Source organism: Klebsiella sp. JN_Kp126 (assembly GCF_033843325.1).
Lineage (GTDB): Bacteria > Pseudomonadota > Gammaproteobacteria > Enterobacterales > Enterobacteriaceae > Klebsiella > Klebsiella michiganensis.
The window spans coordinates 20324-43849 of sequence record NZ_JAWXQV010000053.1 but is presented as its reverse complement, the minus strand read 5'-3'; the positions used below and the strand labels follow the sequence as shown (position 1 = coordinate 43849).

At 57.7% G+C, this 23526-nt stretch carries 21 protein-coding genes; 14 read left to right on the top strand and 7 right to left on the bottom strand.

From position 1 onward, the window contains the following. Window positions 1–17: 17 nt before the first annotated feature. The 8 genes from yiaK to araD all read left to right on the top strand — a co-directional run bounded on the left by yiaK (window position 18) and on the right by araD (window position 7594). A complete protein-coding gene (gene yiaK, locus SIK97_RS10895; protein WP_057173477.1) occupies window positions 18–1016 on the top strand; it encodes a 3-dehydro-L-gulonate 2-dehydrogenase in 999 nt (332 codons plus the stop codon). Window positions 1017–1027: 11 nt separating this feature from the next. Beyond that, a complete protein-coding gene (locus SIK97_RS10890) occupies window positions 1028–1492 on the top strand; it encodes a YhcH/YjgK/YiaL family protein (RefSeq protein ID WP_032718798.1) in 465 nt (154 codons plus the stop codon). 13 nt (window positions 1493–1505) lie between these two features. Continuing rightward, window positions 1506–2435 carry a DUF4862 family protein gene (locus tag SIK97_RS10885; RefSeq protein ID WP_057173478.1) on the top strand — a complete coding sequence of 310 codons (930 nt, stop codon included), beginning with the start codon at window positions 1506–1508 and terminating at the stop codon, window positions 2433–2435. A gap of 52 nt (window positions 2436–2487) precedes the next feature. Beyond that, window positions 2488–3807, top strand: coding sequence for an MFS transporter (locus tag SIK97_RS10880; protein WP_032692963.1), 1320 nt, complete (start codon window positions 2488–2490; stop codon window positions 3805–3807). Window positions 3808–3884: 77 nt separating this feature from the next. Continuing rightward, window positions 3885–5390 carry an FGGY-family carbohydrate kinase gene (locus tag SIK97_RS10875; protein WP_014227218.1) on the top strand — a complete coding sequence of 502 codons (1506 nt, stop codon included), beginning with the start codon at window positions 3885–3887 and terminating at the stop codon, window positions 5388–5390. Next, on the top strand, window positions 5387–6049 hold the full coding sequence (gene ulaD / locus SIK97_RS10870) for a 3-keto-L-gulonate-6-phosphate decarboxylase UlaD (RefSeq protein WP_025106775.1): 663 nt from the start codon (window positions 5387–5389) through the stop codon (window positions 6047–6049). The genes SIK97_RS10875 and ulaD overlap by 4 nt, the downstream gene beginning before the upstream one ends. Further along, window positions 6042–6902, top strand: coding sequence for an L-ribulose-5-phosphate 3-epimerase (locus tag SIK97_RS10865; protein ID WP_009653713.1), 861 nt, complete (start codon window positions 6042–6044; stop codon window positions 6900–6902). The genes ulaD and SIK97_RS10865 overlap by 8 nt, the downstream gene beginning before the upstream one ends. Beyond that, window positions 6896–7594, top strand: a complete 699-nt coding sequence (gene araD, locus SIK97_RS10860) for an L-ribulose-5-phosphate 4-epimerase (RefSeq protein WP_049069633.1) — start codon at window positions 6896–6898, stop codon at window positions 7592–7594. Before SIK97_RS10865 ends, araD begins: the two co-directional genes overlap by 7 nt. Before the next feature lie 186 nt (window positions 7595–7780). On the opposite strand, the gene SIK97_RS10855 is transcribed toward araD, so the two are convergent. Next, entirely contained in the window at window positions 7781–8596 is an 816-nt protein-coding gene (locus SIK97_RS10855; RefSeq protein ID WP_014227222.1) for a helix-turn-helix domain-containing protein, read from the bottom strand. Window positions 8597–8848: 252 nt separating this feature from the next. On the opposite strand from SIK97_RS10855, the gene SIK97_RS10850 reads away from it, so the two are divergent. Both SIK97_RS10850 and SIK97_RS10845 read left to right on the top strand, forming a co-directional pair. After that, window positions 8849–10249, top strand: coding sequence for an MFS transporter (locus SIK97_RS10850; protein WP_057173479.1), 1401 nt, complete (start codon window positions 8849–8851; stop codon window positions 10247–10249). A gap of 10 nt (window positions 10250–10259) precedes the next feature. Next, complete coding sequence (locus tag SIK97_RS10845; RefSeq protein WP_057173480.1) at window positions 10260–12221, top strand: glycoside hydrolase family 127 protein; 1962 nt, start codon at window positions 10260–10262, stop codon at window positions 12219–12221. A 107-nt stretch (window positions 12222–12328) separates the two neighbouring features. On the opposite strand, the gene selB is transcribed toward SIK97_RS10845, so the two are convergent. The 5 genes from selB to SIK97_RS10820 form a co-directional block, all read right to left on the bottom strand. Next, on the bottom strand, window positions 12329–14170 hold the full coding sequence (gene selB, locus SIK97_RS10840) for a selenocysteine-specific translation elongation factor (protein ID WP_057173481.1): 1842 nt from the start codon (window positions 14168–14170) through the stop codon (window positions 12329–12331). Continuing rightward, a complete protein-coding gene (gene selA, locus SIK97_RS10835; RefSeq protein WP_057173482.1) occupies window positions 14167–15555 on the bottom strand; it encodes an L-seryl-tRNA(Sec) selenium transferase in 1389 nt (462 codons plus the stop codon). Before selA ends, selB begins: the two co-directional genes overlap by 4 nt. A gap of 95 nt (window positions 15556–15650) precedes the next feature. Then, window positions 15651–16259: a glutathione S-transferase gene (locus SIK97_RS10830; protein ID WP_014227226.1), complete on the bottom strand. Its 609-nt coding sequence runs from the start codon at window positions 16257–16259 to the stop codon at window positions 15651–15653. A gap of 91 nt (window positions 16260–16350) precedes the next feature. Then, the gene (locus SIK97_RS10825) at window positions 16351–17487 is read right to left on the bottom strand and encodes an HlyD family secretion protein (RefSeq protein WP_032692969.1); all 1137 of its coding nucleotides are present in this window, start codon (window positions 17485–17487) and stop codon (window positions 16351–16353) included. A 3-nt stretch (window positions 17488–17490) separates the two neighbouring features. Further along, window positions 17491–17862 carry a DUF3302 domain-containing protein gene (locus tag SIK97_RS10820; RefSeq protein ID WP_057173483.1) on the bottom strand — a complete coding sequence of 124 codons (372 nt, stop codon included), beginning with the start codon at window positions 17860–17862 and terminating at the stop codon, window positions 17491–17493. A gap of 536 nt (window positions 17863–18398) precedes the next feature. On the opposite strand from SIK97_RS10820, the gene mtlA reads away from it, so the two are divergent. The 3 genes from mtlA (at window position 18399) to mtlR (ending at window position 22178) form a co-directional block, all read left to right on the top strand. After that, the gene (gene mtlA / locus SIK97_RS10815) at window positions 18399–20309 is read left to right on the top strand and encodes a PTS mannitol transporter subunit IICBA (RefSeq protein ID WP_004855446.1); all 1911 of its coding nucleotides are present in this window, start codon (window positions 18399–18401) and stop codon (window positions 20307–20309) included. 127 nt (window positions 20310–20436) lie between these two features. Further along, entirely contained in the window at window positions 20437–21585 is a 1149-nt protein-coding gene (mtlD, locus tag SIK97_RS10810; RefSeq protein WP_032751687.1) for a mannitol-1-phosphate 5-dehydrogenase, read from the top strand. Then, window positions 21582–22178, top strand: coding sequence for a mannitol operon repressor MtlR (gene mtlR, locus SIK97_RS10805; RefSeq protein WP_014227228.1), 597 nt, complete (start codon window positions 21582–21584; stop codon window positions 22176–22178). The genes mtlD and mtlR overlap by 4 nt, the downstream gene beginning before the upstream one ends. Here the strand turns inward: mtlR and SIK97_RS10800 are convergent. Further along, entirely contained in the window at window positions 22167–22391 is a 225-nt protein-coding gene (locus SIK97_RS10800) for a hypothetical protein (protein WP_004855451.1), read from the bottom strand. The two genes, mtlR and SIK97_RS10800, sit on opposite strands and share 12 nt — an antisense overlap. A 275-nt stretch (window positions 22392–22666) precedes the next feature. Here SIK97_RS10800 and SIK97_RS10795 point away from each other — a divergent pair, with 275 nt between their 5' ends. After that, a complete protein-coding gene (locus tag SIK97_RS10795; protein ID WP_014227229.1) occupies window positions 22667–23029 on the top strand; it encodes a YibL family ribosome-associated protein in 363 nt (120 codons plus the stop codon). The last annotated feature ends 497 nt before the right edge of the window (window positions 23030–23526 follow it).

Here is a 23526-nt window from a genome sequence, read left to right as displayed (position 1 = left end):
TGACCAGGGAAACAGGAATGAAAGTAACGTTTGAGCAGTTAAAAGAGGCATTCAATCGAGTACTGCTGGCGCGGGGTATCGCCGCAGAAACCGCCGATGCCTGCGCAGAAATGTTTGCCCGCACCACCGAATCCGGCGTCTATTCTCACGGCGTGAACCGCTTTCCTCGCTTCATCCAGCAGCTGGACAACGGCGACATCATCCCCGAGGCTAAACCGCAGCGGGTGACCAGCCTAGGCGCTATCGAACAGTGGGATGCCCAGCGCTCCATCGGCAACCTGACGGCGAAAAAGATGATGGACCGGGCCATCGAACTGGCTTCCGATCACGGTATCGGCCTTGTGGCGTTACGTAACGCCAACCACTGGATGCGCGGCGGCAGCTATGGCTGGCAGGCGGCGGAAAAAGGCTACATCGGCATCTGCTGGACCAACTCCATCGCCGTTATGCCGCCATGGGGCGCTAAGGAGTGCCGTATCGGTACCAATCCGCTGATCGTCGCCATTCCGTCAACGCCGATCACCATGGTGGATATGTCGATGTCGATGTTCTCCTACGGCATGCTGGAAGTTAACCGCCTTGCCGGCCGCGAGCTGCCCGTGGACGGCGGATTCGACGATGAAGGTCATTTGACCAAAGAACCGGGGGTTATCGAGAAAAACCGCCGTATTTTGCCGATGGGCTACTGGAAAGGTTCCGGCCTGTCGATCGTGCTGGATATGATTGCCACCCTGCTTTCCAACGGCTCTTCCGTTGCCGAAGTGACTCAGGAAAACAGCGATGAATATGGCGTTTCGCAGATCTTCATCGCCATAGAAGTGGATAAGCTGATCGATGGCTCAACCCGCGACGCCAAGCTGCAGCGAATTATGGATTTCATCACCACCGCCGAACGCGCCGATGAAAATGTGGCGGTCCGCCTGCCCGGCCATGAATTTACCCGACTGCTGGATGAAAACCGCCGCAACGGTATTACCGTCGATGACAGCGTATGGGCCAAAATTCAGGCGCTGTAAGGAGCTCACCCATGATTTTCGGCCATATTGCTCAACCGAATCCGTGTCGTCTGCCCGCGGCCATTGAACAGGCGCTTGATTTCCTGCGCACGACGGATTTTCACGCGCTGGAACCCGGCGTCGTGGAAATCGACGGCAAGAACATCTTCGCGCAGGTTATTGACTTAACCACCCGCGATGCCGCTGACAATCGTCCGGAGGTTCACCGTCGCTATCTGGATATCCAGTTTCTGGCGTGGGGTGAAGAAAAAATCGGTATCGCCATTGATACCGGCAATAATCAAATCAGCGAATCGTTGTTAGAACAGCGCGATATTATTTTCTATCACGACAGCGAACATGAATCGTTCTTTGAAATGACGCCAGGCAACTATGCGATATTTTTCCCGCAAGATGTGCATCGTCCTGGATGTAATAAAACTGTAGCCACCCCGATCCGCAAAATAGTCGTTAAGGTCGCTATTTCAGTTTTATAATAAGGAGCACAAAATGAATTCGAATAATACCGGTTACATTATCGGTGCGTACCCCTGTGCACCCTCATTTCACCAAAAGAGTGAAGAGGAAGAGACGGAATTCTGGCGGCAGCTCTCCGACACCCCGGATATTCGCGGGCTGGAGCAACCCTGCCTTGAACATCTTCATCCGCTCGGCGACGAGTGGTTATTGCGCCATACCCCGGGACACTGGCAGATTGTCGTTACCGCCATCATGGAAACCATGCGCCGCCGCGGTGAAAACGGCGGCTTTGGGCTGGCATCCAGCAACGAAGAGCAGCGCAAAGCCTGCGTGGAGTACTATCGTCACCTGCAGCAGAAGATCGCTAAAATCAATGGTAAGACCGCCGGAAAGGTCATTGCCCTTGAGCTTCACGCCGCCCCGCTGGCGGGCAATGCCAACGTGGCTCAGGCGACCGACGCCTTTGCCCGTTCATTAAAAGAGATTACCCGCTGGGACTGGTCCTGCGAGCTGGTGCTGGAGCACTGCGACGCGATGACCGGCACCGCGCCACGCAAAGGATTTTTGCCGTTAGAAAACGTGCTGGAAGCCATTGCCGACTACGACATCAGCATCTGTATCAACTGGGCGCGCTCTGCTATTGAAGGGCGGAATACCGTTCTACCGCTCACCCATACGCAGCAGGCAAAACGGGCAGGGAAGCTCGGCGCGCTGATGTTTTCCGGCACGACGCAAACCGGCGAGTACGGCGAATGGCAGGATTTACACGCGCCGTTCGCGCCTTTCTGCCCGCAGGGCCTGATGACCACCGACCACGCCCGTGAATTATTTGCCTGCTCAGGAGCCGATCCCCTGCAATTCTCAGGTATCAAATTACTGGAAATCACTGCCAGCGCAAACGTTGACCATCGCATCGCGATATTACGCGACGGCATCTCAGCGCTAAAACAAGCACAATAATAATAACCACCTTCATCGCCAGAATATTTTTTAATATTACGAGACTATAAAGATGAATATAACCTCTAACTCTACACCCAAAGATATACCGCGCCAGCGCTGGTTAAGAATTATTCCCCCAATACTGATCACCTGTATTATTTCTTATATGGACCGGGTCAATATTGCCTTTGCCATGCCCGGCGGCATGGACGCCGACTTAGGTATTTCCGCCACCATGGCGGGGCTGGCGGGCGGTATTTTCTTTATCGGTTATCTATTTTTACAGGTTCCCGGCGGGAAAATTGCCGTTCACGGCAGCGGTAAGAAATTTATCGGCTGGTCGCTGGTCGCCTGGGCGGTTATCTCCGTACTGACGGGGTTAATTACCAATCAGTACCAGCTGCTGGCCCTGCGCTTCTTACTAGGCGTGGCGGAAGGCGGCATGCTGCCGGTTGTTCTCACCATGATCAGTAACTGGTTCCCTGATGCGGAACGCGGTCGCGCCAACGCGATTGTCATTATGTTCGTGCCGATTGCCGGGATTATCACCGCCCCGCTCTCAGGCTGGATTATCACGGTTCTCGACTGGCGCTGGCTGTTTATTATCGAAGGTTTGCTCTCGCTGGTTGTTTTGGTTCTGTGGGCCTACACCATCTATGACCGTCCGCAGGAAGCGCGCTGGATCTCTAAAGCAGAGCAGAACTATCTGGTCGAGACGCTGGCCGCAGAGCAACGGGCCATTGCCGGCACCGAGGTGAAAAACGCCTCTCTGAGCGCCGTTCTCTCCGACAAAACCATGTGGCAGCTTATCGCCCTGAACTTCTTCTACCAGACCGGCATTTACGGCTACACCCTGTGGCTGCCCACCATTCTGAAAGAATTAACCCACAGCAGCATGGGGCAGGTCGGGATGCTCGCCATTCTGCCGTACGTCGGCGCCATTGCCGGGATGTTCCTGTTCTCTTCTCTTTCAGACCGAACCGGTAAACGCAAGCTGTTCGTCTGCCTGCCGCTGATTGGCTTCGCTCTGTGCATGTTCCTGTCGGTGGCGCTGAAAAATCAAATATGGCTCTCCTATGCCGCGCTGGTCGGCTGCGGATTCTTCCTGCAATCGGCGGCTGGCGTGTTCTGGACCATCCCGGCACGTCTGTTCAGCGCTGAAATGGCGGGCGGCGCGCGCGGGGTTATCAACGCGCTTGGCAACCTCGGCGGATTTTGTGGCCCTTATGCGGTCGGGGTTCTGATCACGCTGTACAGCAAAGACGCCGGCGTTTATTGCCTGGCGATCTCCCTGGCGCTGGCCGCGCTGATGGCGCTGCTGCTGCCGGCGAAATGCGATGCCGGTGCTGCGCCGGTAAAGACGATAAACCCACATAAACGCACTGCGTAAAATCGAGCCCGGCGGCGCTGCGCCTGCCGGGCCTGCGAAATATGCCGGGTCCTCCCGGCAAGAATGAGATGCGAAAGATGAGCAAGAAACAGGCCTTCTGGCTGGGTATTGATTGTGGCGGCACGTATCTGAAAGCCGGTTTATATGATGCCGAAGGTCATGAACATGGCATTGTGCGGCAAGCGCTACAGACGATGTCGCCCCTGCCGGGTTACGCCGAACGCGACATGCATCAGCTCTGGCAACACTGCGCGGCAACCATTGCCGAACTATTACAACGGGCAGGGGTATCCGGTGAACAGATTAAAGGCGTGGGCATCTCCGCTCAGGGTAAGGGCCTCTTCCTCCTCGATAAGCAGGATCGGCCGCTGGGTAACGCCATCCTCTCCTCCGATCGTCGGGCGCTGAATATCGTTCAGCGCTGGCAGCGGGACCGTATTCCCGAACGGCTCTATCCCGTTACCCGCCAGACGCTATGGACCGGGCATCCGGCTTCTCTGCTGCGCTGGGTCAAAGAGAATGACCCCCAGCGCTACGCGCAAATTGGCTGCGTGATGATGGGGCATGACTATCTGCGCTGGTGCCTAACCGGCGTGAAAGGCTGCGAGGAGAGCAACATCTCCGAGTCCAACCTCTACAACATGTCCACGGGCCAGTACGACCCGTGTCTGACCCAATGGCTGGGGATCGGCGAAGTGGATAGCGCGCTGCCCCCCGTTGTAGGGTCAGCCGAAATATGCGGGGAGATCACCGCTCAGGCAGCCGCTTTAACCGGTCTGGCGGCGGGTACTCCCGTCGTTGGCGGCCTGTTTGACGTGGTCTCCACCGCCCTTTGCGCCGGGATTGAGGATGAGTCGACCCTCAATGCGGTGATGGGAACCTGGGCCGTCACCAGCGGTATCGCTCACGGTCTGCGCGAACATGAGGCTCACCCTTACGTCTATGGCCGCTACGTCAATGACGGCCAGTATATCGTTCACGAAGCCAGCCCGACCTCATCCGGCAACCTCGAATGGTTTACCGCCCAGTGGGGCGATCTCTCGTTTGATGAGATCAATCAGGCCGTAGCCAGTTTGCCGAAAGCCGGGAGCGAGCTGTTTTTTCTGCCGTTTCTCTACGGTAGCAACGCCGGGCTGGAGATGACCTGCGGCTTTTACGGCATGCAGGCGCTGCATACCCGCGCGCACCTGCTGCAGGCGGTTTATGAAGGCGTGGTATTCAGCCATATGACCCATCTCAACCGTATGCGCGAACGCTTTACAAGCGTTCAGGCCCTGCGCGTCACCGGCGGCCCGGCGCACTCCGACGTCTGGATGCAAATGCTGGCGGACGTCAGCGGCTTACGCGTTGAACTGCCGCAGGTGGAAGAGACCGGCTGCTTTGGCGCCGCCCTCGCGGCGCGCGTCGGCACCGGCGTATACCGCAGCTTTAGCGAAGCCCGGCGCGCCCGGCAGCACCCGGTACGCACGCTGCTGCCCGATATGACCGCCCACGCGCGCTATCAGCGCAAATACCGCCACTACCAGGATTTGATTGAAGCACTACAGGGCTATCACGCCCGTATTAAGGAGCACGCATTATGAGCCGACCATTACTGCAGCTGGCGCTGGACCACACCAGCCTTCAGGCTGCGCAGCGCGATGTCGCCCTGCTACAGGATCACGTTGATATCGTGGAGGCGGGGACCATCCTCTGTTTGACCGAGGGGCTTAACGCAGTTACAGCCCTGCGCGCCCAGTGTCCGCAGAAGATCATCGTCGCCGACTGGAAAGTCGCCGACGCCGGTGAAACCCTGGCGCAGCAGGCCTTTGGCGCTGGCGCCAACTGGATGACCATCATCTGCGCCGCGCCGCTCGCTACGGTCGAGAAAGGCCACGCCGTGGCCCAGGCCTGCGGCGGTGAAATTCAGATGGAGCTGTTCGGCAACTGGACGCTGGATGACGCCCGCGCCTGGTACCGTACCGGCGTCCATCAGGCGATTTACCATCGCGGGCGCGATGCCCAGGCCAGCGGGCAGCAGTGGGGGGAGGCGGATCTGGCGCGCATGAAAGCGCTCTCCGACATTGGCCTTGAGCTATCGATCACCGGCGGGATTACCCCGGCCGATCTGCCGCTGTTCAAAGATATCAACGTCAAAGCGTTTATTGCCGGGCGCGCGCTGGCAGGCGCTGCCCATCCGGCACGGGTTGCCGCCGAATTCCACGCGCAAATCGACGCTATCTGGGGAGAACAGCATGCGTAACCACCCGTTAGGTATTTATGAAAAAGCGCTGGCGAAGGATCTCAGCTGGCCTGAACGGCTGGTGCTGGCCAAAAGCTGCGGTTTTGATTTTGTCGAAATGTCGGTGGACGAGACCGACGAACGCCTTTCGCGCCTGGAGTGGACATCGGCCCAGCGGGCATCGCTGGTGAGCGCGATGCTGGAAACCGGCGTCGCTATTCCCTCAATGTGCCTGTCCGCCCATCGCCGTTTCCCCTTTGGCAGCCGCGACGAGGCGGTACGCGAGCGGGCGCGGGAGATTATGACCAAAGCCATCCGCCTGGCGCGCGATCTGGGGATTCGTACTATTCAGCTGGCGGGTTACGACGTCTATTACGAAGAGCACGATGAAGGCACCCGGCAGCGTTTTGCCGAAGGGCTGGCCTGGGCGGTAGAACAGGCCGCCGCCGCGCAGGTGATGCTGGCGGTGGAGATCATGGACACCGCCTTTATGAACTCCATCAGCAAATGGAAAAAGTGGGACGAGAGGCTTTCGTCACCGTGGTTTACCGTCTATCCGGACGTCGGCAACCTCAGCGCCTGGGGGAACGACGTCACCGCCGAGCTGAAACTGGGTATCGATCGTATCGCCGCCATCCACCTGAAGGACACGCTGCCCGTGACCGACGATAGCCCGGGCCAGTTCCGCGACGTGCCGTTCGGTGAAGGATGCGTTGATTTTGTCGGCATCTTTAAGACGCTGCATGAGCTGAACTACCGCGGTTCGTTTCTGATTGAGATGTGGACGGAGAAGGCCAGCGAACCAGTGCTGGAGATTATCCAGGCCCGGCGCTGGATTGAATCACGGATGCAGGAAGGAGGTTTCACATGTTAGAGCAACTGAAAGCCGAGGTACTGGCGGCAAACCTGGCGCTCCCGGCGCACCGGCTGGTCACCTTTACCTGGGGCAACGTCAGCGCGGTGGATGAAACGCGCCGTCTGATGGTCATTAAGCCCTCCGGCGTCGAATATGAGGTGATGACCGCCGACGATATGGTGGTCGTCGAGATCGCCAGCGGTAAGATCGTTGAAGGCGGTAAAAAACCCTCTTCGGATACGCCAACGCATCTGGCCCTTTATCGTCGCTATCCGCAGATCGGCGGGATCGTGCATACCCACTCCCGCCATGCGACGATCTGGTCGCAGGCCGGTCTCGATCTCCCCGCCTGGGGCACCACCCACGCCGACTATTTTTATGGCGCCATCCCCTGCACCCGGCCGATGACCGTTGAGGAGATTAACGGGGAGTATGAGTATCAGACCGGCGAAGTGATTATCAAAACCTTTGAACAGCGCGGGCTGGATCCGGCGCAAATCCCGGCGGTATTAGTCCATTCGCACGGCCCGTTTGCCTGGGGTAAAGATGCGGCCGACGCCGTACATAACGCCGTGGTACTTGAAGAGTGCGCCTATATGGGCCTGTTCTCGCGCCAGCTGGCGCCACAGCTGCCGGATATGCAGTCTGAACTGCTCGATAAACACTACCTGCGTAAACACGGCGCGAATGCCTATTACGGGCAAAACTAACACCGCGGGACTCCCGGATGGCGGCTAACGCCTTATCCGGGCTACGGGCGGTCTGCGGTCCCGTAGCCCGGGCAGGCGCTTTGCGCCGCCCCCGGGGGAAGCGTGCAGGATGTTGCAGAATTTTCCCGGAGGCGATGCTGCGCATCTGTCCGGGCTGCTCGTCCCCGGCGGGAAAACCCATCAACCCTACGCCGAATTAATATGTTCCTTGCAGTAACGACGCTTCCACGCCGCGGGCGTCAGGCTAGTATGCTTACGGAAAATCTTGCGAAAATAGCCGACATCGTTAAATCCGCATTTCATCGCCACCTCGGTGAGCGACAGGGAATCGCTGATAAGCAGCTTTTCCGCCGCCCTCACCCGCTGACGGTGCAGCGCTTCGGTTAAGGTCAGCCGGAAAACATGGCGATAAATCCGCCCCAGATAATCGGCGTTGCAGTGCAGCTCCTGCGCCAGCGTGGATGCGGAAAGGGGCAAATGAAACCGGGTACGAATGATTTGCTGCGCTCTCCACGCCAGCGCGTTGCCGGGGCTGTCGGCGGGCTGTTCGCCCGCTGCCGCCGAAACTTGCTGCAGAATCAGCAGCAGGATCAGCTCCAGCGCCACGCTACGATGAATATTTTCCTGCTCGCGTAAGAATTGGCGGAACAACGAAATAATATACTGCGGCTCGCTGACGCGCGTGTGCTGCGGAATCGACAGCAGCGCCTCAGGCAGCGAAACGTTTTCACCTGAGGTCACTTCAAAATGCAGCCAGTAGAATTTTAAATCTGCCGGAAATTGCCCGATTCCGACGTGTAAACGCCGCGGCCAGAGCAATAAACTTTCCCCGGCGTTGACGCTAAAAATCTCGTTGTTTTCGCGGATCGTTAATGTTCCTTTTTCCACAAAGATTATTTCCCAGGAGTGAAGCTGACGAGCCGGATGGCTGCCGATGCCTCGGGAAATAAACAATCCACCATTTTGCACCTTAATCGGAAGTGACATGGACAATTCAAGCATAGACATTCAATATTCCGCTTTTAATAGCACCAATAACCCCTGTTATCTTTGATTATTCACGATAAAATAGCCGCCCGCTGGATCGAAATCACATTTTTACCATCAGGTCGGAATCGTCCTCTTTTTATACTTTTTCCTTCCCTTGTTGCCCTCAACATTTAGTGCAGAATAAATAACGTAATTTGCAAATAACACAATTAAAGCCCGCGCTTCAGCGGGATATTATTCGCACATCATCTCCGGGAGTTATTTATGACTTCGGCTCCGATTACCACAACTGATTTGGCACAGCGTGCCCAGGACGACAAATTATCCCTTCGGGAAAAAATAGGCTACGGATTGGGCGACGCGGGCGGGACGGTGATTACCTGCCTGATCATGAACTTTTTAACTTTTTTCTATACCGATGTCTTCGGCCTGACGCCCGCGCTGGTCGGGACCCTGTTTCTGGCCCTGCGCGTTTTCGACGCCGTTTCCGACCCGATTATGGGCGTGCTGGCCGACCGTACCCAGAGCCGCTGGGGACGCTTTCGTCCCTGGCAGCTGTGGATTGCCGTGCCGATCGGCGTTATCGGCGTCCTGACGTTTACCGTGCCCGACGCCAGCATGGGGGTAAAAATCGCCTGGGCGTTCGGCACCTATCTGCTGCTGTCGGTGAGCTACACCGCGATAAACGTCCCCTACTGCGCGCTGATCAACACGATGACCACGCGTCATAGCGAGGTTATCTCGTGCCAGGCATGGCGCTTTGTCCTGTGCGGCGTGGCGGGATTCTTAGTCTCCGTTGGGCTGCCGTGGATGGTAAAAGCGCTCGGCCAGGGCGATACCGCACAGGGGTATCAGTACGGCGTCGGCGTACTCTGCACCATCGCGGTGGCGATGTTCCTGTGCTGCTTCTTCTGGGTTCGCGAACGCGTCTCGCTGGATGTCATGGGGAAATTTACCCTGCGCGAGCACATCGCCGGGCTGCGTAAAAACGACCAGCTGCTGCTGATGCTGGTGATGTCATTTCTGCTCATCAACGTCTTCAATATCCGCGGCGGCGGCTACATGTACTTCATCACCTACGTGCTGGGCGGCTCCACCGGCTACACCTCGCTATTCTTCACCATGGTAACCTTCGCCTCGATTGCGGGTTCCGTCATCATCAACCTGCTCTCGCGCCGCTTTGATACCGTCAAACTCTACTACTATACCAACCTGGCGCTGGCCGCGCTGGCCGTGGCGATGTGGTTTTTGCCAACCGGGCAGGCGTACCAGACCCTGTGGCTAGTCGTCATCCTCGGCAACGGCATTATTCTCGGCTTTACCCTGCCGCTGCACTTTTCGCTGATGGCCTTCTCCGACGACTACGGCGAATGGAAAACCGGCGTGCGTTCTTCCGGGATGAACTTCGCCTTTAACCTGTTCTTTATCAAGCTGGCGTGGGCCTCCAGCGCCGGCATTATCAGCCTCGTGTTTATCTACGTGGCCTATCAGCCGGGCGTAGAAAACCAAACGGCATCATCACTGGCGGGTATCGCCTCCATGGAGACCCTGCTGCCCGCCCTGTTCCATCTGCTGCTGGCCTTTTCCATTCGCGCCTGCAAGCTCAACAATCCGATGATGGCGCGCATCGCCAGCGATCTGCGTACGCGTCATGTTCAGCCTTAAGGAGTCCGCCATGTCTGTTATGGAAGTCGATCTGCACAAACTGAAAATCAACGACCCGTTCCTCGGCCAGTACCAGCAGCTGGTGCGCGATGTGGTGATCCCTTATCAGTGGGATGCGCTGAACGACCGTATCGAGGAGGCGGACCCGAGCCATGCGATAGAGAACTTCCGCATCGCCGCCGGGCGACAGGAGGGCGAATTCTACGGCATGGTCTTTCAGGACAGCGACGTGGCGAAATGGCTGGAGGCGGTGGCCTGGTCGCTGTGTCAGAAGCCGGACGCCGGGCTGGAAAAAACCGCCGATGAGGTGATTGAACTGGTCGCGGCCGCCCAGTGTGAAGATGGCTATCTGAATACATATTTCACGGTCAAAGCGCCAGAGGAGCGCTGGACCAACCTCGCCGAATGCCACGAACTGTACTGCGCCGGGCACATGATTGAAGCGGGTGTCGCCTTCTTCCAGGCCACCGGCAAACGTCGTCTGCTGGATGTCGTCTGCCGCCTCGCCGACCACATCGATAGCGTGTTTGGCCCCGGAGATAACCAGCTGCACGGCTACCCTGGCCATCCGGAAATCGAGCTGGCGTTAATGCGCCTGTATGACGTCACTCAGGAGCCGCGCTATATCGCCCTGGTGAACTACTTCGTTGAGGCGCGCGGAACGCAGCCGCATTTTTACGATATCGAATATGAGAAGCGCGGCAAAACCTCCTACTGGAACACCTACGGTCCGGCGTGGATGGTGATGGATAAACCCTACAGCCAGGCGCATCAGCCGATTTCCGAACAGCCGGTCGCCATCGGCCACGCGGTGCGTTTCGTCTATCTGATGACCGGCGTTGCCCACCTCGCCCGTTTAAGTCAGGACGAGGGCAAGCGCCGGGATTGCCTGCGCCTGTGGAAAAATATGGCCCGGCGTCAGCTGTATATCACCGGCGGAATCGGTTCGCAGAGCAGCGGGGAGGCCTTCAGCAGCGACTATGACCTGCCAAACGACACGGTCTATGCCGAAAGCTGTGCTTCCATTGGCCTGATGATGTTTGCCCGCCGGATGCTGGAGATGGAAGCCGACAGCCAATATGCCGACGTGATGGAGCGCGCGCTGTATAACACCGTGCTGGGTGGAATGGCGCTCGACGGCAAGCACTTCTTCTACGTCAATCCGCTGGAAGTGCATCCAAACTCCTTAAAATTCAACCATATTTACGATCACGTTAAGCCCGTCCGTCAGCGCTGGTTCGGCTGCGCCTGCTGCCCGCCGAATATCGCACGGGTGCTGACCTCGCTGGGGCACTATATCTACACGCCGCACGACGACGCCCTGTACATCAACCTGTATGTCGGCAACAGCGTGGAGATCCCGGTGGGCAATGCGGCGCTACGCCTGCGCATCAGCGGCAACTATCCGTGGCAGGAACAGGTGAAGATAGTCATCGATTCATCTTCACCGGTTAATCATACCCTGGCGCTGCGCCTGCCGGACTGGTGCGATAAGCCGCAGGTCACGCTCAACGGCGCGCCGGTTACGCAGGACGTGCGCAAAGGGTATCTGCACATCAGCCATCTCTGGCAGGAGGGCGACACGCTACAGTTAACCCTGCCGATGCCGGTGCGCCGCATTTACGGTAACCCGCTGGTGCGCCACCAGGCAGGCCAGGTCGCCGTCCAGCGCGGTCCGCTGGTTTACTGCCTGGAGCAGGCGGATAACGGCGAGCAATTGCATAACCTGCAGCTGCCGCGCGACGCCCGGTTTAGCGCTGTCGAAGGCAAAGGGATTTTTGCCCGCAAGATACTTCTCCAGGCGCCGGGCTATAAGCAAACGGCGGAAGATGCCGAAAACCAGGCCCTATGGCACTATGACCGCGCGCCGTCCTCCCGTCAGCCGCAAGTATTAACCTTTATTCCGTGGTTTAGCTGGGCCAACCGCGGCGAAGGCGAGATGCGTATCTGGGTGAACGAGACGGAAGCGTAAGTGTGAACATTCCCCGGTGGCGCTGCGCTTACCGGGGCTACAAGGTTTGTGCGTTATCGTAGCCCGGGTAAGGCGTTCGCGCCGCGACCCGGGACAACCTGCTGATTCTAAAGGAACAAGGCCTTATCGCGCAGAATATGATCGTTGCCGCGACGGCGGGTAAAACCGATGCGGTCGAAATATTCGAGGATCTGAATCGCCAGCTTGCGCCCGACGTTCAGCGTATCGCGGAAATCCGCCGCGCAGGTTGAGCCCCTTTCCAGATCCAGATCGCGGATCATTTTGGCAAACGCCACAATCCGATCGTTGCGATAGTAGCGATCTTTCACGATCGCGGTAATCATCCCCTGCTGCGCCGCCTGGCGTAATACCGCCCGCATTAACGACTCTTCTACGTTGGCTTCCCGCGCCAGATCGCGCACCCACCATGGCTCATCGGCAAACAGCCCGGCAACCCGCTGCCAGATGGCCTGCTGCTCGTCGGTAAAGCCCGCTTTATGCTCCGGCAGATGCAGCCAGCCGTGGTGGCTGTGAACAATGCCGCTTTCGCGCATCTGCTCAATCAACAGCAGCACCAGCGCTTCATCTTCCATCGGCAGCGCAATACGCCGCAGGCGTTCGCGGCCCGGTCCTGGCTCATCGCGATGCTGATCGTGATAGCGCGCTAGGGCATCGAGCAGCTTCCGCTGCCAGCGCGCGGCGAGCGGGGCGCTCAGCAGGCTATTTCCCGCCTGCAGATAGTCAGGGCGGTGAATCAGCGCGTTGAGGCCATCGCGGCTGAGCTGACGCGCCCAGGCGAAATCATCGAGGCGCACCGCATCGCGCTGAAGGTGAATATCCAGCGCCTGGACGTCATCGCCCTGCGCGGCGGCCAGCGCGTGCAGCCACTGTAAATACTCCGGCTTACGCTTGCCCCGGCGCGGCGGATTGAGGGTCACCACTCGCGCACCGGCCAGCGTCAGGCGCGCGGAAATATCGCGCAGCACCAGACGGTCGTTATCCGCCAGCCGCAGCGGCGTATCGAGAACCAGCTCCGCCAGCGCGCCTTCGAGCAGCGACACGCGGCCGGTAATATGGCTGGCGGCGTGGTGGATATGCAGCGGCTGCCACTGGCTAAGCGGCGTATGGCACTGCAGTTCAACGATGACCCGCTCAGAGGCTTCCGGCGGCGGTACCGCCAGCAGCCAGTCGCCGCGGTTGAGCTCCTTTTTTTGCGCATCGCCGACAATATTCAGGGCAATGCGCTGGCCGGCCCAGGCCTGCTCAACCGGCTGATTCTGCGCGTGCAAACCGCGCACGCGCATCGGTTTATCCACGCCGGTCAGCCACAGCGTATCGCCAACGTTGACCTCGCCGGATAACGCGGTCCCGGTAACCACCAGCCCCGCGCCTTTGACGGTAAATGCCCGGTCGATGGCCAGGCGAAAGCGCTGATGCTGCGGGCGCGGGCGCGCGGAGAGCTGCAGGAGATGCTCGCGCAGCTCGGCGATGCCCCGTCCTTCCGTCGCCGCGACGGCAAACAGGGTCGCGCCGGTAAAGCCGAACTCCGCCAGCACCGCGTCGATTTCCGCCTCCACCTCCTCAATCCGCGCCGCTTCTACGCGGTCCGCTTTGGTCAGCGCCACGGTTAGCGTTGGCTGCCCGGTAAGCTGGAGGATCGCCAGATGTTCGCGGGTTTGCGCCATCACGCCATCATCGCAGGCCACCACCAGCAGCGCGTGATCGATACCGCCGACGCCGGCCAGCATATTGGACAAAAACTTTTCGTGGCCGGGAACGTCGATAAAACCCAGCACCCGCCCGTCGGGCTGCGGCCAGTAGGCGTAGCCGAGGTCGATAGTCATCCCGCGCGCTTTCTCTTCCGGCAGGCGATCGGCGTTGATACCGGTAATCGCCTGCAGCAGCGTGGTTTTGCCGTGGTCAACGTGTCCGGCGGTGGCAATAATCATCTCAATAACATCTCCATAAACCGGGATTCATCCTCAAGACAGCGCAGGTCCAGCCACAGGCGGCCATCGTAGATCCTGCCAATAACCGGCACGGGCAACTGACGCCAGCGTGCCGCCAGAGCTTCCAGCCGACTGCCGCGCCCATCGCGCGGAGTCAACGTCAACGCCGCGCTGGGCAAGCGGTCCACCGGCAGCGAGCCGCTGCCGATCTGCGACAGGCATGGCTCGACCCGCAGGTCAAAATCAGCATAATGTGCAGCCAGCGCGGCCCGCATGCGCTCGCCCTGCAGGCGGATCTCGTCCGCCTGGCGAGTCAGCAGACGCAGGGTCGGCAGTTCAGCGGCCAGCTTTTCCGGATGCAGATAGAGGCGCAGCGTGGCCTCCAGCGCCGCGAGGGTCATTTTATCCGCCCGCAGGGCGCGCTTAAGCGGATGGCTCTGCAAACGCGCGATCAGCGCTTTTTTACCGACGATAATTCCCGCCTGCGGGCCGCCCAGCAGTTTATCGCCGGAGAAGCTCACCAGGCTGACGCCGGCGGCAATCATCTCCTGCGGCATCGGCTCTTTCGGCAGGCCGTACTGGCTTAAATCCACCAGCGAGCCGCTGCCGAGATCGGCCACCAGCGGGATATTGAGTTCGCGGCCAATCTCCGCCAGCGCCGCTTCATCGACCGCTTTAGTAAAGCCCTCAATACTGTAGTTGCTGGTGTGCACCTTCATCAGCAGGCCGGTATTGTCATTCACCGCCTGACGATAATCTTTCGCGTGGGTGCGGTTAGTGGTCCCGACTTCATGCAGAACGCAGCCCGCCTGGCGCATCACGTCGGGAATACGAAACGCGCCGCCGATCTCCACCAGCTCGCCGCGCGACACCACCACCTCACTGCCGCCGGCGGTTGCCGCCAGCATCAGCAGCACCGCCGCCGCGTTATTGTTGACGATACAGGCGTCTTCCGCGCCGGTGATCTGGCAAAGCAGGTCGGCCAGCGCGCGATCGCGGTGGCCGCGTCCGGCATCGTCAAGATCGTATTCCAGCGTCACCGGCGCGCGCATCGCCTGGGTCACCGCCTCTACCGCCGCTTCCGCCTGAATCGCCCGCCCAAGGTTGGTGTGCAGCACGGTACCGGTCAGATTGAACACCGGGCGCAGCGCGCTCTGCTGTCGCTGCGTCAAACGACGCGAGGTCTCCATTAGCCATGCTTCGCACCAGTCCGGCAGCGTCTGGTTCAGGCGGATGTATTCCCGCGCCTCGTCCAGCATCTGACGCAGCTGCGCCACCGTCTGGGCGTGACCGTATTGCATCAACAGCGGTGAAAATGCGGGGTCGCGGAGTAAACGGTCGATGGCCGGAAGCCGGGTATAAAGCGCACGAATTTCGCTAGTCATGAATGAACCTATTTTCCCCCCTCCCGACGGGAGAGGGAGTCAACAAATGAGCAGCAATTGTAATGCCTCCGCGCAAAAACTGTTACCTGTCTGGGTCAACTCACCGGCGGTTCAGTGCGCGCAAAGCTGGCGCGTTGAAAGAGAGAATCCACCAGGCGCACCAGCTTCGGTCGGGTGGCGCACCAGCCCGGCGCGACGCGGCGGAAATTGAGATAAGCAATGGCGCAGGCTGCGGAAATGGTTGCCAGATTAACCTCATCAGGACGTAATGTCCCGTCACTGGCATACCCTTCCAGCGCATCAAGCCCGCGCGCAATTTTTTCACGCTGGCGCAGCAGTTCGCTTTCCGACTGCTGGGCCGCCGGGCGCGTTTTCTCCCGTACCAGCGTTTGCGCAGCCTCCATCACGCCATCAGCCAGCGCTTCAATTTGACGCAATTTCAGCGCAGCCTTCGGCGCCGCAGGCAGCATATCCGGCGCGATGCCGAGCAGCTCCAGATATTGCGCAATAATGGGCGAGTCGTACCAGCATTCACCGTCGTCGGTGACCAGCGCGGGGACTTTTCCCAGCGGATTGTACTGCGCCACGCCGTTGGTCTCGTGGTAAGGGAATTCGTTGACGAACTCGAAGGGAATCGCTTTTTCCAGCAGTATGACGGAAATTTTGCGCACAAAGGGACTGGTGTAGCTGCCGATCAGTTTCATTGCCTGCTCCTTTCGCCAACAAAGTAGTAAGTATGGCGCAGGCGCAGGCAAATAGCAGAGAGAGAAATCACCTCATGCCGGACCGACCCCGCTAATGGTCCAGATAGAGATAGTGCATCCAGCTGGTCATCCGCAGCAGCACCTTGCGCATCACCGAAACGTGGGTGAAATGATCGGAGTAGACCGCCACCTGGGCGTAAATGCCGTCAGGCAGGGCGTCTACGGCGGCATCGGGCTCCAGCTCAATGGTCGCCAGCACGCCGTCGGTGCCCGGCGTCACCGTCAGCGCCTGCAGCGTGCCCTGCGCCTGGTATGTTCCCCCCGGTACGACTGGCAGGATGCTCACCAGCTTGCCGCGAAAGACCTGTCCCGGCAGCGCGTTGAACACCGCTTCAGCATCGTCGCCCTTCTCCAGCCTGAGCAGCGAATTTTGCCGGAACTGCGCCACAATCAGCCGTTTTTGCTGGGGGATAAAGACCATCACCGGACGCAGCGGCAGCGAGGCGGCATAGGTCCCAGGACGAATTAACACCTGGGTGATATACCCGTCGCTGGGCGCGCGTACGGTCGTCTGCTCGAGGTTATATTTCGCCTCCGCCAGCTGCGCGCGCAGGCTTACCACCTGCGACTGTTCGCCGTTTATCATGCTGTCGAGCTGGCTCTGAATTTGCGCCTGCTCCGCCACCGATCCTTTCACCATCGCATCCTGGGCGAGGTAGTTTTGCCGGGCATTATCGATATCGCTTTCCGAAAACGGATTGACCCGCGCCTGGCTTCCTTTCAGGTAGCGCTGATAATCCTTATACAGACGGTCGCGCTCCGCCGAAACGCGCGTGGTGTTGGCCTGAGCCTCAGAAAGCTGGGCTTTAAGGGTATTGATACTGTGCAGCGCGGTAACAAGGTCGGCCTGTAGCCGGTCCACCCGCGCCTGATAACGCACCGGATCGATGGTAAACAGCACCTCGCCCTTTTTAACCCGTTGATTTGCTTTATCCGTGACGCTGCTGACCACCCCGGTAACCTGCGGTGTAATAGGAATAGAAATAACCGCTTTTTGCGCGGTAAAGGTATACGGATGGTTGTAGTTCATTAATAAGATAAGCGCGCTAACAATAAATACGCCGCCCAGCGCCGCGGTGGGTACCGTCCATTTATTTACCGGGATCTTAAATATTTTAAATATCGACCAGGCAATCGCCACATAGGTCAAAATAATCAGCAGATCCATGAGTTATTTCTCCACCGAAGGAGGTTGAGCTGACGGTCTGAGACCGGTTATTTGCTGCTCGAGCGCGATAACCCGCTGGCGCAGTTCGCTGATGTCGTCCCCCTCTTCCGCCGCCTCAGACGGCGTCTCGTCCCGCCGATGCTGCATGCCCCAGCCGCATTCTGGCCGGTAAAGCGTGGCCCAGATCCATAAAAACGGCCAAATGACGTGCAGCGTAAAAAGGCTCACCCAGCCCGCGACGTGAATCGCATCGGCATGCGGGTGATTACGTTTCTTCGCGATCAGGTAAGGAATATCATGGAGAATGATGATTCCATAAAAAATCACCAGAAATACAAAGATCAGAACGCCGAGCGCAAAATAATTGAGAAACATAATTTCCTCGGATTTACGCTAATTATTTTCAGGATGTGTGCCGGGCCGGATGAAAAAAAGGGCCAACAAAATGAGCATAATTCACCCGTATCATTTTCGCCATTGACGACTAAAATGTTCTTTAAGCGATTGCGTTGCTGAGTGACGTATCAGCAAGCGGAACGCGGCATAACCTGCGCGAGATCACACCGGGCTAAATCCTGGTGAAAATATTTTGTGATGAACATCACAAACAAATAACAAAACGTCAAAGTAAATTTGTGATTTTCATCACATAAAAATGCATTATCCCCCCTTAAAACCCGGTCTGTTGTTTTTTTACACATCCATTTTGTGATGGAGATCACCACAAAAGACTATCATCGCCCTATATTCATGTGATCCAAATCACATAAAAATCCACCGACTGGACAGCTTAACGATTCAGTGCCAGATTTCGCACTATCACTCAGGGCCCGGCTACCTCTGCCGCCTTATTAACAACAAGCCTCGGGCTTTCAGCCTGCCGATAGCAAAAACAGAAGAAGGGGTGTTTTATGTCATCCGATATCAAGATCAAAGTGCAAAGCTTTGGTCGTTTCCTCAGCAATATGGTGATGCCAAATATCGGCGCGTTTATCGCGTGGGGTATTATCACCGCTCTATTCATTCCGACAGGATGGTTACCGAACGAAACGCTGGCGAAGCTGGTTGGTCCGATGATCACCTATCTGCTGCCGCTGCTGATCGGTTATACCGGCGGTAAGCTGGTTGGCGGCGAGCGCGGCGGCGTGGTCGGCGCGATTACCACCATGGGCGTTATCGTCGGCGCAGATATGCCGATGTTCCTCGGCTCCATGATCGCCGGTCCGCTGGGCGGCTGGGCAATTAAAAAATTCGACGTCTGGGTAGACGGTAAGATCAAATCCGGTTTTGAGATGCTGGTGAATAACTTCTCCGCGGGCATCATCGGTATGATCCTCGCCATTCTGGCGTTCCTCGGCATTGGCCCGGCGGTTGAAGTCCTGTCGAAAATTCTGGCCGCAGGCGTTAACTTCATGGTGGCGCACGAGATGCTGCCGCTGGCCTCTATCTTTGTTGAACCGGCGAAAATCCTGTTCCTCAACAACGCCATTAACCACGGCATTTTCTCGCCGCTGGGTATTCAGCAATCCCACGAGCTGGGCAAATCCATCTTCTTCCTGATTGAAGCTAACCCGGGTCCGGGGATGGGCGTCCTGCTGGCGTATATGTTCTTCGGCCGCGGCAGCGCGAAACAGTCTGCAGGCGGTGCGGCAATCATCCACTTCCTCGGCGGTATTCACGAGATTTACTTCCCGTACGTGCTGATGAACCCGCGTCTGATTCTGGCCGTTATCCTCGGCGGGATGACCGGCGTATTCACCCTGACTATCCTCAACGGCGGGCTGGTCTCTCCGGCTTCTCCGGGCTCTATCCTCGCCGTGCTGGCGATGACGCCGAAAGGCGCTTACTTTGCTAACATCGCGGCGATTATTGCGGCGATGGCCGTCTCCTTTGTGGTCGCAGCCGTGCTGCTGAAAACCAGCAAAGTTAAAGAAGAAGATGATATCGAAGCCGCGACCCGTCGCATGCAGGATATGAAAGCGCAGTCCAAAGGCGGCGCCACGCCGCTGGCCGCTGGCGATGTCGCGAACGACCTGAGCCACGTGCGTAAAATCATCGTCGCCTGCGATGCCGGTATGGGCTCCAGCGCGATGGGCGCAGGCGTGCTGCGTAAAAAAGTGCAGGATGCCGGGCTGAGCAACATCTCCGTGACTAACAGTGCGATCAACAACCTGCCGCCGGATGTTGACCTGGTCATCACCCACCGCGACCTGACCGAGCGTGCGATGCGTCAGGTGCCGCAGGCGCAGCATATTTCGCTGACCAACTTCCTCGACAGCGGCCTGTACACCAGCCTGACCGAACGTCTGGTTTCGGCGCAGCGCCACACGGATAACGAAGAGAAAGTCCGCGACAGCCTGAAAGACAGCTTCGACGCGTCTGACACCAATCTGTTCAAACTCGGCGCGGAGAACATCTTCCTCGGTCGTAAAGCGGCGACCAAAGAAGAAGCGATTCTGTTTGCCGGCGAGCAGCTGGTGAAAGGCGGCTACGTTGAGCCGGAATACGTCCAGGCGATGCTGGATCGTGAAAAGCTGACCTCCACCTATCTGGGTGAGTCCATCGCGGTCCCGCACGGCACTATCGAAGCCAAAGATCGCGTTCTGAAAACCGGCATCGTCTTCTGCCAGTACCCGGAAGGCGTACGCTTCGGCGAAGAAGAGGACGAGGTGGCTCGCCTGGTTATCGGTATTGCCGCACGTAATAACGAGCATATCCAGGTGATTACCAGCCTGACCAACGCGCTGGACGATGAATCGGTCATTGAGCGTCTGGCAAAAACCACCAGCGTTGAAGAAGTTCTGACGCTGCTGAAAGCGTAATCCGTCACCCGGCGGTGCGCCGGGCAACGCCCCCCTCTCTCCTTATGCGTGGGGAGAGAGGGTTGGGGTGAGGGAAACGCCTGACCCCAGCCCTCTCAGGTAAAAACATTAATTGAAGGTTAATACTATGAAAGCATTACATTTTGGCGCAGGTAATATCGGTCGTGGCTTTATCGGCAAACTGCTGGCGGACGCGGGGATACAGCTGACGTTTGCGGATGTAAATCAGGTCGTGCTCGATGCCCTGAATGCCCGTCATAGCTACCAGGTTCATGTGGTCGGCGAGAATGAGCAGGTCGATACCGTTTCCGGCGTTGACGCCGTCAGCAGCATCGGCGACGAAGTTGTAGAGCTGATTGCCAGCGTGGATCTGGTGACCACCGCCGTCGGCCCGGTCGTGCTGGAACGCATCGCCCCGGCGATTGCCAAAGGCCTGGCCAAACGTAAGGCGCAGGGGATTACCGCCCCGCTGAATATCATCGCCTGCGAGAACATGGTCCGCGGCACCACCCAGCTGAAGGGTCACGTTTTTAACGCCCTCGCCGAAGAAGACAAAGCCTGGGTTGAAGCCAACGTCGGCTTCGTTGATTCCGCCGTTGACCGCATCGTTCCGCCGTCGGCTTCCGCCACTCACGATCCGCTGGAAGTCACCGTGGAAACCTTCAGCGAGTGGATTGTCGATAAGACCCAGTTCAAAGGCGAACTGCCGAACATCCCAGGTATGGAATTAACCGATAACCTGATGGCATTTGTCGAACGTAAGCTATTCACCTTAAACACCGGACATGCTATAACCGCCTACCTCGGAAAACTGGCGGGTCATCAGACGATTCGCGACGCGATTCTTGATGAGCACATTCGCGCCGTGGTCAAAGGCGCCATGGAAGAGAGCGGCGCGGTGCTGATCAAACGCTATGCCTTTGATGCGCAAAAGCACGCCGCTTACATCCAGAAAATTATCGGTCGTTTTGAGAACCCGTATCTGAAGGATGACGTTGAGCGCGTTGGCCGCCAGCCGCTGCGCAAACTGAGCGCGGGCGACCGCTTAATTAAGCCGCTGCTCGGTACGCTGGAATACGGCCTGCCGCACCGCAATCTGGTGAAAGGGATCGCCGCTGCCATGCACTTCCGCAGCGAAGAAGACCCGCAGGCGCAGGAACTGGCGGCGCTGATTGCCGAGAAAGGCCCACAGGCCGCGCTGGCGCAGATTTCGGGTCTGGACGCAGCAAGCGAGGTGGTGGCGGAAGCCGTTAACGACTATAACGCCACCAAATGAGGCAAGACCTGGCGCGGTCCGAACCGCGCCCATTACTCATGTCAGATATGCAGGCAATAATGGAAGAAACACAGGCATTTGAAAACCGTGTGCTTGAACGTCTGAATGCTGGCAAAACCGTAAGAAGCTTCCTGATCGCCACCGTTGAACTGCTGACGGAAGCGGTCAATATTCTGGTGCTTCAGGTATTCCGTAAAGACGACTACGCGGTGAAATACGCAGTGGAGCCGTTGCTGGACGGCGACGGGCCGCTTGGCGACCTTTCTGTACGCCTGAAGCTGATTTACGGCCTTGGGGTGATTAGCCGCGCCGAATATGAAGACGCTGAACTGCTGATGGCCCTGCGCGAAGAGCTGAATCACGACGGTAATGAGTATAGCTTTACCGACGATGAGATCCTCGGACCGTTTGGCGAGCTGCACTGCGTCGCCGCCCTGCCGCCCACGCCGCAATTTGATGAGAGCGATGCTGAACTGCTGGCAATGCAAAAGCTGCGCTACCAGCAGGTCGTACGTTCCACAATGATGCTATCTCTGACCGAGCTGATTTCTAAAATCAGCTTAAAAAAAGCCTTTCAAAAATCAACGCTCTGATTCTGGCTCTTGCTGGTCGCACGTCGGCCGATAAAGCTGACGATAATACTCAAGACGCCGCAGAAATAGCGCTTCTTTATCTGCCGGGATATCCGGCGGTATATGCTGCAAACGCGGAGATTTTTTTAGATATTCCATAAAAGCCTGACTTGAAGCCATAAAATCTACGGCTTTATCAATAATGCGCGGTACGCTGTCGCCTATTTTCGCCATCACGCTCTCCTCTTTTGGGGGAATGATCCTATTAAGGATTAGCCAAAAACAGGGTTTCAGATGAGGAAAACGTGCTGAATGGCCGTCAGGCTTCACAGAAATGAATATTCGCCAACTCTGGATTAAAATAATTTTTATGTTCAATAAGTTATAATATGCCGCTGCGGTTGTTATGAGCAAAAAACGGCGACGTTTTGATAAATAACTACCCACAACCCAAGCGACAGCACATACTATAGTCTGATAACGCCCCTTTCTTAATAGATTAAGCCACCATGAAAGAAGTCGAAAAAAACGAAATTAAACGTCTGAGCGATCGTCTCGACGCTATCCACCACCAGCAGGCCGACCTGTCCCTGGTCGACGCCGCAGAAAAATACGCCGAGCTGGAAAAAGAGAAAGCCACCATTGAGACGGAACTCGTTCGCCTGCGTGAGGTTCAGGGCCAGAAGCTGAGCAAAGAAGCGCAAAAGCTGATGAGCATGCCGCATCGCCGCGCCATCACCAAAAAAGAGCAGGCCGATATGGGTAAGCTCAAGAAAAGCGTACGCGGTCTGGTTGTTGTCCACCCGATGACCGCGCTGGGCCGCGAAATGGGCCTCAAAGAGATGACCGGCTTCTCAAAAACCGCGTTCTGATATCTTCATCCCGTGAATCTCCCGGCTCGCGCTACGCTTAGCCGGGCTACGGGTTCACAGCCCTCTGCGAGAGGGTAGCCCGGACAGATGCGCAGCATCGCCTCCGGGAAATTCAGCTACTCTGCGCTCTGCTCCCCGGTCGCGGCTAACGCCTTACCGGGGCTACCAGTTCACCGCCGTTTGCGGACCGGTAGCCCGGACAGATGCGCAGCATCGCCTCCGGGAAATTCAGCTACTCTGCACTCTGCTCCCCGGTCGCGGCTAACGCCTTACCGGGGCTACGGGTTCACCGCCGTCTGCGGGCCGGTAGCCCGGACAGATGCGCAGCATCGCCTCCGGGACAGGCTCTGTTTCAAACGTCATTCCCCACTAATTGGCCCTACCAATGTTTTCTTAAATCGTCCAATGGTTCACATATCCATCATTTTTCGTCACAGACATATTGCTCATCAATAACATTTGATTAACCATTCGTTGTCGTTAATCCTACAATCGCA

Bases quoted from the DNA above. Each gene is read 5' to 3' on its own strand.
- yiaK (WP_057173477.1), top strand. From the start codon at position 18: ATGAAAGTAACGTTTGAGCAGTTAAAAGAGGCATTCAATCGAGTACTG.
- SIK97_RS10890 (WP_032718798.1), top strand. From the start codon at position 1,028: ATGATTTTCGGCCATATTGCTCAACCGAATCCGTGTCGTCTGCCCGCG.
- SIK97_RS10885 (WP_057173478.1), top strand. From the start codon at position 1,506: ATGAATTCGAATAATACCGGTTACATTATCGGTGCGTACCCCTGTGCA.
- SIK97_RS10880 (WP_032692963.1), top strand. From the start codon at position 2,488: ATGAATATAACCTCTAACTCTACACCCAAAGATATACCGCGCCAGCGC.
- SIK97_RS10875 (WP_014227218.1), top strand. From the start codon at position 3,885: ATGAGCAAGAAACAGGCCTTCTGGCTGGGTATTGATTGTGGCGGCACG.
- ulaD (WP_025106775.1), top strand. From the start codon at position 5,387: ATGAGCCGACCATTACTGCAGCTGGCGCTGGACCACACCAGCCTTCAG.
- SIK97_RS10865 (WP_009653713.1), top strand. From the start codon at position 6,042: ATGCGTAACCACCCGTTAGGTATTTATGAAAAAGCGCTGGCGAAGGAT.
- araD (WP_049069633.1), top strand. From the start codon at position 6,896: ATGTTAGAGCAACTGAAAGCCGAGGTACTGGCGGCAAACCTGGCGCTC.
- SIK97_RS10855 (WP_014227222.1), bottom strand. From the start codon at position 8,596: ATGCTTGAATTGTCCATGTCACTTCCGATTAAGGTGCAAAATGGTGGA.
- SIK97_RS10850 (WP_057173479.1), top strand. From the start codon at position 8,849: ATGACTTCGGCTCCGATTACCACAACTGATTTGGCACAGCGTGCCCAG.
- SIK97_RS10845 (WP_057173480.1), top strand. From the start codon at position 10,260: ATGTCTGTTATGGAAGTCGATCTGCACAAACTGAAAATCAACGACCCG.
- selB (WP_057173481.1), bottom strand. From the start codon at position 14,170: ATGATTATTGCCACCGCCGGACACGTTGACCACGGCAAAACCACGCTG.
- selA (WP_057173482.1), bottom strand. From the start codon at position 15,555: ATGACTAGCGAAATTCGTGCGCTTTATACCCGGCTTCCGGCCATCGAC.
- SIK97_RS10830 (WP_014227226.1), bottom strand. From the start codon at position 16,259: ATGAAACTGATCGGCAGCTACACCAGTCCCTTTGTGCGCAAAATTTCC.
- SIK97_RS10825 (WP_032692969.1), bottom strand. From the start codon at position 17,487: ATGGATCTGCTGATTATTTTGACCTATGTGGCGATTGCCTGGTCGATA.
- SIK97_RS10820 (WP_057173483.1), bottom strand. From the start codon at position 17,862: ATGTTTCTCAATTATTTTGCGCTCGGCGTTCTGATCTTTGTATTTCTG.
- mtlA (WP_004855446.1), top strand. From the start codon at position 18,399: ATGTCATCCGATATCAAGATCAAAGTGCAAAGCTTTGGTCGTTTCCTC.
- mtlD (WP_032751687.1), top strand. From the start codon at position 20,437: ATGAAAGCATTACATTTTGGCGCAGGTAATATCGGTCGTGGCTTTATC.
- mtlR (WP_014227228.1), top strand. From the start codon at position 21,582: ATGAGGCAAGACCTGGCGCGGTCCGAACCGCGCCCATTACTCATGTCA.
- SIK97_RS10800 (WP_004855451.1), bottom strand. From the start codon at position 22,391: ATGGCGAAAATAGGCGACAGCGTACCGCGCATTATTGATAAAGCCGTA.
- SIK97_RS10795 (WP_014227229.1), top strand. From the start codon at position 22,667: ATGAAAGAAGTCGAAAAAAACGAAATTAAACGTCTGAGCGATCGTCTC.